General features: G+C 44.5%; 2 protein-coding genes. One reads left to right on the plus strand and one right to left on the minus strand.

The genetic code is table 11. From position 1 onward, the window contains the following. Positions 1–525 precede the first annotated feature (525 nt). Positions 526–2,745 carry an SMP-30/gluconolactonase/LRE family protein gene (locus F6K57_RS41350; RefSeq protein WP_293074917.1) on the plus strand — a complete coding sequence of 740 codons (2,220 nt, stop codon included), beginning with the start codon at positions 526–528 and terminating at the stop codon, positions 2,743–2,745. An 88-nt stretch (positions 2,746–2,833) separates the two neighbouring features. On the opposite strand, the gene F6K57_RS41355 is transcribed toward F6K57_RS41350, so the two are convergent. Further along, the coding region (locus tag F6K57_RS41355; protein WP_293074920.1) for a hypothetical protein at positions 2,834–3,099 on the minus strand (266 nt) is incomplete at its 5' end.

Below are 3,099 nucleotides of genomic sequence, written 5' to 3' on the forward strand. Positions count from 1 at the left end.
TTTGATGACTTACTGACTGGAGGAAAGTAAGCGCGAATTGGACGAGGAAGACCAAAAAGTCGATTTCGCTACTTTAATGGTGATAAAGCTTACAGTAGTCAAGCGATTAGAGAAAAACTGCGTTTTCAGCGATGCAGCGCGGTCTTGGGGGTTTCCCCCACTCGCGCTTTGCATCAAGACAGGGAGCAACCCCTGTTATTCCCCCCGAAAAGCAATCAGAGAAAACGAGAACGCTTCAATCGTGGTCTGCAAACGAGAACTTGCATCGAGTCGAACGACTTATTAATCGCCTATAGCTTAATCGACGAATTGCAACTCGTTATGAGAAATATGCCATCAATTATCAAGGGATGTTGACTATTGCCTCTATATTACTCTGGCTTTAGTTGAAATCTTCTTTCTCCTGTTGCTGGTGATATCGATCACAGTTCCATGGTGATCTTTTAACTTTGCAGACACGCCCGCCCTAGTTTATGGTAAATTTTGTCAAATAAGCCCGTTATCTGCTCTAAGTTCATGCTGAAAGTGGCAACAGTCACTGTAATCCAGGAAGTTAATCAACCTGATGAACTAATTCCTGTATTGGTTTTGTGTCCATCTCAAGATGAGAAGCAGTTATTGTCTAGCGCTGACTTTTCTGCTTATTGCTTCCATTGCCTAGAGTATTCATCTCTACAAACAACGCCACCTAAACTCAAAGGTCAAGTCGATTTAGTAGCCTTTTGCCAAGATGCGATCGCTTATGCCAAAGTACATAAGATTGCAGCTGTTTATTACAGCTTTGATATCGCTAATTTAGTAGCTGCCGTGGTTTGTCAAAGCCTCAATATCTTTGGCCCTCGTCTTGAAAGTATATTGCAGTGTTTTCATAAGTTTTATGCCCGTGAAATTGACTCATATCCCCCCGGTTACAGTGTTGTACAACTGGACAATGAAAAAGATATTTTAATTGACAAGGACATTGTAAATACGCTGAGGTTTACCGTATTTGTTAAACCAGTTTGCTCGAGTTACGGGATGTTTTGTGGCAAGGTCGATCAACCTGAACAGTTACAACAGGTATGTAAAGATCTAGCCAGGGCTTATCAACCTTGGTGGCAAATGTATCGAGATTTATTCCAAGCATTTGTTGATGGCACAAAATACCCCTTAGCTGTAACATCTCAAGTTCCGCTTTTAGTTGAAGATCTGATTTCCGGTCAACCCTTAACCTGTGATGGCTTTGTTTATAGAGGACAGGTTCATTTTTTTGGTTTAGTGGATACCGTGGAAGCAAAGGACGGGTCAGTGGATTGTTATGTCTTTCCCTCTCAAGTGAGTCAGGCACAACAAAGGGCTATTTACGAACGAGTAGCTAATTTTATTCAAGATAGCGGTTTAGACAATAGCTTTTTCTGCGCTGAATTTTGGCTTCAAGAGCAAGGCTCCCCGGTCTTAATTGAAATGAATGCCCGGATGAGTGCTACATTTGGCTTTTTGTATCAGCAGAGTCTGAATTTTAATTTACCCAAAGCAGCTCTGACATTAGCCCAGGGAATTTGTCCAGATATTCCAAGCCAGACATTAGTAGAAAAAACACCCACCAGTTGTCGCCTGTATCTGTCAACTCGTAACAATGGTCTCGCCTCAACACTGTTTGATTTTAGCCTTGCCCAACAAACCCTCAGTTGCTCACAACTGATTACCTTTAATTGTGAAGCAGCAGACCAAATTAAAAATACTTACTATCATCCCACTCCACTGGCAGAACTAAACCTGGTTGGTTCTAACCGAGCTGCCCTACAGTTTTATGGTCAGCATCTACGCAATGCATTACTGCTAGAACGACGCTCCCCAGCCTATCAAATTGCCGTGGCCCAAGACTGCGTTCTCCAGGGGGGTGAGGGACTCTACTATGACCCCAGAAGTAATCAACTATTCTGCCTGGACTACGGTAATCCTCAGCTGATTCAACTGTGCTTAACAACCCGCAAGGTGCAGCGGTTCCCATTACCTGGTTTGTGTTACGGTCTTGCCCTATCGGGGACGGAAACTGTGGTGTTGTCTGGGGAGTTGGGACTGGTGGAGTTAAATCTCAATACCAAAGAGATCATACCAATTATCCAAGACTATCAGGGTAAACAGTTGGTTTGCAATGATGTAGTTATTGACAAAAACGGAAACATTTGGTTCAACACCATCGATGAGGATGCCACAGCAATTAGGGGAACAGGGGCACTGCTAGCCTGCAATCCCCAGGGGCAAGTCCAGGAAGTTTTTGCGGGGCTAGGTTATGCCAACGGCATGGGACTATCACCAGATGGGCGATCGCTCTACGTTGTGGATAGCTTAGAAAGGTCTGTTCATGTCTTCGTTCTCAATTCGGATCGAACTGAAGCAACCCTACCCGATATTCATGACCATCACAAATTTATCGTTGCCGATGAAACTGAAGGAGTACCCGATGGATTGGCTGTAGATGGGGCAGGTCGTCTTTGGCTCACATTTTGGTTTGGTGGCAAAGTAGTCTGTATCGATCCGCAATCTCAAGCAAGAGTCAGAGAGATTGTTCTACCTGTGATGAATATTAGCAGCGTGACCATTGTTGATTCTAAATGCGATCGCACTGCCGAATCACCCTGCAAATTGTTTGCTTGCTCATCTGCTGTTCCTTGGCTAGGGGGAAAAGTCTTAGCACCCTGGTATGCAGGTGATTTGCCAGGGTCGCGACAAGGATACCTTTTTGAAATCGATATCGAATTTTAAAATTTATTTTAAGGTTAGGGAAAACCCATTAAAGATAATACTTAAAAGGCTTTTCCTGCCTATATTCTGCCTAAGCATATGGGCTACTTCACAGCGTCGTTCGCACAGCGTGGCCATTCGCGTAGCGTGGCCAAAGGCCAAGGCCAAAGCCTGTGCCACGCACGCTACTTGAGGTGCAGTTACCCCTCAGCCGTTGGCCTTGGGCTTTTCCCCAGACTTTCAATTCTCTAAAATCTCGAACTATAAAATTATCCCGCAAGAGGTTTATTTTAAGCTGACGGCTGACAGCTGACGGCTGACAGCTGTTCGCGTAGCGTGGCCTACGGCCAACGGCTAAATACTTACAAACCAACC

The organism is Moorena sp. SIO4A5 (assembly GCF_010672005.1).
GTDB lineage: Bacteria > Cyanobacteriota > Cyanobacteriia > Cyanobacteriales > Coleofasciculaceae > Moorena.